The organism is Methylobacterium sp. WL120 (assembly GCF_008039465.1).
In the GTDB taxonomy this organism is placed as follows: Bacteria; Pseudomonadota; Alphaproteobacteria; order Rhizobiales; family Beijerinckiaceae; genus Methylobacterium; species Methylobacterium cerastii.
In genome coordinates this window covers 1-6083 of record NZ_VRUT01000221.1, presented here as the reverse complement: position 1 = coordinate 6083, position 6083 = coordinate 1, and the positions used below count along the sequence as shown (strand labels likewise).

Sequence of the window (6083 nt, the reverse complement as noted above, 5' to 3'; positions counted from 1 at the left end):
TCACGCCGCCACCGGTAGTACGTCACCGAACTCACACCGAGCGCGCGGATTGCATCGGCCACGCTCTGGCCCTGTGAGATCAGCACGTCCGCCTGACGGAGCTTCGCGACGATCTCCTCGGGCTTCGGGTGTTTTGCCATCTCGTCCGTCCTCCAGGCTCAAAAGCCATACCAAAGGGCGGACCACTTCAATGGGGGCTGACCAAGCGAAGGCGAGCAACTCGGAGGCGATGGGCTCCGGCTCTTCGGTCATGTGCAGCAGGACGTGGAGGGAGAAGCTCGCGAGCCTACGTGCGGCTAGCGACCTTGATCCCGACGCCTTCAGGAGCCTCGTGGAGGGTGGAGAGCGGCTTCGCCCTCGCCGGTTCGGCGAAGCTGTTGTCTGGAACCGCGCAGCGCTTGATACGATGTCTGAGGCAGCCCCTTGCCGATGAAGAGCATGGACCGACACCTGCGCGGAGCGGCCGGGGTTAATCTGGCCTTAGTTGGCGCGCACCCACGTGGCATGGTCCGGTTATGACATATGCTACAAAACGCGACCATGTGATCTCAGTGTTCCCAAACGACCAACAGCCGGGCTCCTTTCGCTGGACCATTACCGCGTTGTCCACCACGTCAGTGACCCAGTCTCCCTACGCCTTCGCCACAGCGTTAGGAGCCACCATGTCGGCTGAGTGCTGGTTGCGCGAAATCGCGAAGAGGGACAACGGATAACCGCGGGGCAGGCTCTCGCGCGTAAGCTCGGCGCGGGCGGTGGGCGTCCACGTCGGGGTTCCTGGGTGAGCGTCAGACACCAGCCCAACACCCACGATGCTCGCAGCTCACCCAAAAGCTAAGCTGTTCAGCTTGTTATGAAAGGAGGCCTCACATTCTTTATGGAGGTTTGTCCAACTTCCCCGCATGGTGGGTAGCTCGCGTCGCCACTATCGTGTAGAAATTAAGCAACTAATTACATTAATATTTAGAAATCATTAATTGTAGCTCCATGACAAAATTTCTGCGGTCTTCAAGATTTGACCGGCCGAAATAGGCGTGTATTTGTTTAAGAAAAACTGCCGTTTCTAAGACATTAAGAGTGCTGTCTAATTCGCAAAAAGGCTGACTTTCGTAGAAATCAGACAGCGGCACTCCAAGAGCGTCGGCGATACGGGTCAAGTCCTTTGTGTTGTTCGCCATCTTCCTCACATCTCTTTACGCAATCTCGCGATCTCGCAGGAATGGCAAGCAGCGAGCGCCACCTGCTATCTTCAGCACGGGGCGGGGTTGCGTTCGAAGCCTGCAACTGCATATGTTAATTTTCGAAAATATTCCGTCCCTCGGGAGGGAGAGGCTGGAGGTTTCGCCCGTGGGCATGAGTGCTATCAGCCAACACACTGATCTTGAGCACCTGCGTGCCGCCCTTGATGCATCATGTGTCGTCGGTACTTGGATGTGGGATCATGTCCGGGGCGTAGTCACCTACGACGAAGGCGCAGCACTACTTCTCACAGGCGATCCGGAGCTTGCCGATTGTGAGATCTGCGGCCCCATCGCTTTGAAGGCGATCCATCCCGAGGATATGACGTGGCTGATGGAGCACATGCTTCAAGCTGTCCAGGTGGGTGGCTTGGTGCTATCCGAATACAGAGTGTTCAAAAACGATGGAACAGTCCGGTGGCTCCTTAGTCGCGGGCGGACTTACCACGATGCAGCGGGCCAACCAGCACGATCGCATGGCATCCTCATCGATATCACTGAGATGCGTGACGGCGGTGAACGCTATATCCTCGGCAATCCACCGAAGTCGGGAAAAACCCTCGAGCATGCCGCGGATCTTGGTATCGCACTCAAGCAATCTCTTCCTGTTGATGCCCCACCTGAATTACACCAAGCTGCCAATTTGATGTTAATGAGCCTTGGGCGCGCAATAGCTCAAACTATTAAGGCATAGACGCAGACTTAATCAGTGTTTTTGTAGATTTGTGTTATTAATAATTAGGTACTTTATTTGATTTCGAGCGCTTGTTGACTAAAATCGTCCCATCTTGTCGTCCAACGCAACTTCTTTAAGGTCTGAGAGTGGATGTTTAGAGAATCTGCAAAGGGTCGATTTCGTGGAAGATTTCGGGACCGGGCCGAATGAGCACTGCGGGCCGTTGCAGACGTAGAAGTTCCTGCTGACGTCTTGCCAAGAGCAAGGCGAGCTAAGGCCAATGATCCGCCATGAGGGATAAAAATTCCTCGGGGGCTCGCATTGGGTATCGCCTGAAGAGCCTCCTGCGATTTTTTCAACAAGATCGGTCGAAAGCAGACCAACTTTGGGTGCCATCCATCAGACGAGCTGCTGAAACCAATCGTCTCGCGCCCACGTAGATTAAGATTGCCGGCCATCGTCCCTCGGGCGCCGGTGGCTGAGAGCGTCCTTCGCTCCCGCCTACGCGCGCGGAGAACGGGATGCAGCGCTACTACTTCAACATCCACGATGGTCAGGACTCGTGGGACACGGAAGGGACGGTCCTTCCGGACATCCGTGCGGCTCGGATTGAAGCCATCCGCTATGCCGCGGAGGTGTTGAGGGATGAGGCCTCACGGCTGGAGAACGGCGAGGCTTGGCAGATGGACGTCCTCAGCGACAGGGGGCTTTCGCTCTTTCGGATCGACTTCCGTTTGTCGGTGTCGACAGAGCTCGTTCCGACCCTGCCCCGCTCGGTTGATTAAGTAGCGAAGGAAGGGCTTCCGCTTCCCACCTGTTTCGGGAAGTAGGTCACTGCCTCGCTGAGCCTCCCTGCAAGCAGGCATTCCCGGCTTCTGCACAGGGTCGGATGCTGCCTTACGAATCAGGCGCAGGATCGCGGGCGGGTCCGTGAACACGGTCGCGTAGGTCAGATCGGTGCTGAATACGACCTACGCGGCGCTCGACCCGGCTGGCAGGACCCTTAGACGATTCAGCGGTTCAGAGCGGGGACGTCGCAAACCTGCTGCATTTCAACTGCAGGTTTTGTCCAGGCTGATCGAGATTGAGCTCAAAAATCAGCTGTAGGAAGTGTGACAGGACGTTTGGATCTGCAGCGTTAACTGTCTTGATGAACGAAAGGTAATTGCCGATGCGTAGACTCTCGTTGCTCGCTACGACGTTGATCGCTATGAGCCCGCTTCCGTCCTATGCAGAATCGTATCAAAAGGCTGGATCCGAGTTACAGATCGGAGAGACTGCGACGGTTCCCCATCTCGTTCCGAAAGGCCCGGAAGTGCCGATCGAATTGCGGATCACCGCCATTGAAGAAGGCTCTGCGAACGATCTGAAAGGGTTTGAGATTCCGGTCAACCTGAAGAACGCACGGCCGATCTATGTGCGTTACGAATACAAAAATCTCAGCGACGCGGATCTGTCAGCCCAGAGCATCGGTGCATTCGTCGCCATCGACGACAGAGATCAGGCGCATGCGCCCGTGTCGACGTTGAGCGGCGGAACCTTCACGACCTGCGCGACGCCGACGGCGAAGGCGCTGACCCAGGGCAAGACCGGTCAAGGATGCCTGCTGTTCATGATCCATGCGAATGGGCGACTAAAGGCAGCCGCCTACAAGGGGCATTACCGCAGCGAAGGGGGCACCAATCCCCAGGCGTCCTACCCAATCTACTACAATCCCGTGCGGTGGACGGCTAGCAAATCCGCGACAGTCCCGTCCGGTGAACGACGCACCATTATTCAGTAAGGTGGCTCCCGACCGAATCGCGTGATCCCGGATCTTCGGGTAGAAGCAAGCTCGGGGCTAACTCAGGGAAGCGGACCTTGACCTCGCTTCAAGAAGCGGACGTTCAAAATCCGCCTCAAACATGTCACTTTCAGACTCGCATCAGGCATCCGAAAGTGGCCGATGAAAATTCTGGCTTCTTCTGTGTGACGCCAATTCATTTGAAATGCGCGCTGCTGAGTGCTTTTCCGTAGTGCATCCAAAATTGAATTGTGCGAAATCGATCTCGTCGGCTCTTGCCGACGACGCCTACGCCAGGGTCTCTGAAAACCCCAATCCTCTGGCGTAGGCGTCTGCAATTGGCAGCCGGAGCGACCATCGTGCTCCTGCCCGCAATTTAAAACAGCGCATGTCTGGATCCCCGACTAGTATCAATGAACCTTGCCCGGGCCCCAACTCCTCGCCCTAAATCGGACGTTGCGCTTGCGATCCAAGCCGGTCGCACGGAGCATTGTCGCTAGCATCCAACGGCGGACGTAAGCTGCGCAAGTTTTAGCCTCAGCCTACATCCTTCGATACCGATTTTAGCTCACGCACTGCGCTTTCGATCTGCGGCTCGGTCAGCGAGGAGTAGCCGAACACCAGCATGTCATCTCGTGCAGCGGGGTCAAAGTCGTAAGCGGCGCCGCTGGACAGGGCGTAGACGCCGATGCCTCGCTCGCGTGCCGTGATCTGGATCTTCCTGGCTGGGGGGAAACCGTCCGGCAATTGCCAGACCAAATGCAAGCCGCTCTCCGAACCCAAGACGACGGGCTCGTCGAACGTCTTCCGCAGCGCCCGGACGAGGCAGTCGCGTCGCGACTTGTAGAGTTGACGCAGCCGGCGCAGGTGCCGGTCGAAGTGTCCCTCGTCGATGAAGGCGGCCAGCGCGGCCTGCTCAAGCCAGGCTTGGCCGTTACTCATCCGGGCCTTTAGCATCCGCGCATCGTCCCAAAACATGCGTGGGACCGTCGCGTAGCCGATGCGCAGGCCTGCCCCGACCGACTTGGAGAAGGTGCCGACGTAGAAGACGCGTCGTCCTCCATCGAGGCCGGCCAGGGCGGTCAGCGGTGGGCCGTCGTACCGGAAGTCGCTGTCGTAGTCGTCCTCGACGATGTAGCTGTCGGTCTCCTCGGCCCAGCGCAGCAGGTCCAGCCGTCGGGTCAGCGGCATCATCGCGCCGGTCGGGAACTGGTGCGAGGGCGTGACGTAGAGCAGGCTGCCCCGGTCCTTGGGCAGAAGATCCGTTCGCAGGCCGTCGCCGTCGACCGGGACAGGATGGATGGCCATGCCGGCGCTCCTGAAAATCAGGGAGGCTCCAAGGTAGCAAGGGTTCTCGATACAGAGCTGCCGGGTGTGGGATCTCAGCAGGTTGAAAACCAGGTTGAGGGCGTCCTGCCCGCCCGTGGTTACGACGACCTGATCCTCGGTGACCGCGACAGCTCTGGCGCGCCGCAGGTGCGTGCTGATGGCCGAACGCAGTTCGGGGAGACCGGCCGGGTCGCAGTAGTCTGTGAGGAAAGCGGTCTCCTGCGACAGGAGCCGGTTCACGGTTCGCCGCCAGATCCGAAGAGGGAACCCGGCGGGGTCGGAGCGACCGACCCAAAAATCGAGTTCCGGTCGGTCGCCACCGCCACCCGGCGAGCCGGCAAAGCAGAGCAGGGGCTCGCTGACCGCGTCCGGGACCGGTCCGTTGGCCAGGGGCTGACCGCCACGCTGAATCAACAGAAGGCTGTCCGGCGGGATGGGTTCTACGAACAGGCCCGCCGTGCCGCGCGCCTTGACGTAGCCCTCGGCTGCAAGACGCTCATAGGCGGCGTTCACGGTGTTGCGAGAGATCCTTGAGCGCTCCGCCAGCAGGCGGCTCGGCGGCAGCCCCATCCCGGCCTTGAGCTTTCCTTCCAGGATGATCGCCCGGACCTGATCGAACACCTGGGCCTGCAACGGCTTGGCGGAGGTCGCATCCAGCGTGATCGTTAGTTCCACCCGGCACCTTCATCGGCGATGGCCCATCAAGGCCGAACAATCGGTGCCATCGCCCACCGATCACGATGGGGCCACCCCGGCGCGATAAAACACTTGGTACCATGGACTATGCCTGATTTGGCCCTTCCACCTGACCAAAATTTGGAATTGTTTGCGCTTTAGTGCACCCCAAGAACGGGTCGGGTTCGCCATCCGGAACGCCAAGAAGACCGGACGCCCGGCCGTGGAGGAACCATGAACGAGATCGTCAAGCCGGACTCCCTGATCGTCGCCGAGGCCGAGAGCCTGACCGAAACCTTCTTCGGCGGCTGCCCGCACGACTGCCCGGACACCTGCTCGATGCTGTTCGAGGTGCGTGACGGCGAGCTGCTCGGCGTGCGGGGCA

At 59.0% G+C, this 6083-nt stretch carries 4 protein-coding genes and 1 pseudogene; 3 read left to right on the top strand and 2 right to left on the bottom strand.

Features of this window, described 5'->3' with window-relative positions:
- Window positions 1–140 (bottom strand): annotated as a pseudogene (locus tag FV229_RS24610) (IS3 family transposase); the annotation flags it as partial.
- A 1210-nt stretch (window positions 141–1350) separates the two neighbouring features.
- Between FV229_RS24610 and FV229_RS24605 the strand changes: the two are divergent.
- The 3 genes from FV229_RS24605 (at window position 1351) to FV229_RS24595 (ending at window position 3694) form a co-directional block, all read left to right on the top strand.
- Entirely contained in the window at window positions 1351–1929 is a 579-nt protein-coding gene (locus tag FV229_RS24605) for a PAS domain-containing protein (RefSeq protein WP_147754464.1), read from the top strand.
- Between the two features lie 503 nt (window positions 1930–2432).
- A complete protein-coding gene (locus FV229_RS24600) occupies window positions 2433–2696 on the top strand; it encodes a hypothetical protein (protein WP_147754463.1) in 264 nt (87 codons plus the stop codon).
- 425 nt (window positions 2697–3121) lie between these two features.
- The gene (locus FV229_RS24595; RefSeq protein ID WP_147754462.1) at window positions 3122–3694 is read left to right on the top strand and encodes a hypothetical protein; all 573 of its coding nucleotides are present in this window, start codon (window positions 3122–3124) and stop codon (window positions 3692–3694) included.
- 537 nt (window positions 3695–4231) lie between these two features.
- On the opposite strand, the gene FV229_RS24590 is transcribed toward FV229_RS24595, so the two are convergent.
- Window positions 4232–5698 carry a PLP-dependent aminotransferase family protein gene (locus tag FV229_RS24590; RefSeq protein WP_147754461.1) on the bottom strand — a complete coding sequence of 489 codons (1467 nt, stop codon included), beginning with the start codon at window positions 5696–5698 and terminating at the stop codon, window positions 4232–4234.
- Window positions 5699–6083 lie beyond the last annotated feature (385 nt).

Excerpts from the sequence above, each read along its gene's own strand:
- FV229_RS24605 (WP_147754464.1), top strand. The coding sequence starts at position 1,351 with ATGAGTGCTATCAGCCAACACACTGATCTTGAGCACCTGCGTGCCGCC.
- FV229_RS24595 (WP_147754462.1), top strand. The coding sequence starts at position 3,122 with ATGAGCCCGCTTCCGTCCTATGCAGAATCGTATCAAAAGGCTGGATCC.
- FV229_RS24600 (WP_147754463.1), top strand. The coding sequence starts at position 2,433 with ATGCAGCGCTACTACTTCAACATCCACGATGGTCAGGACTCGTGGGAC.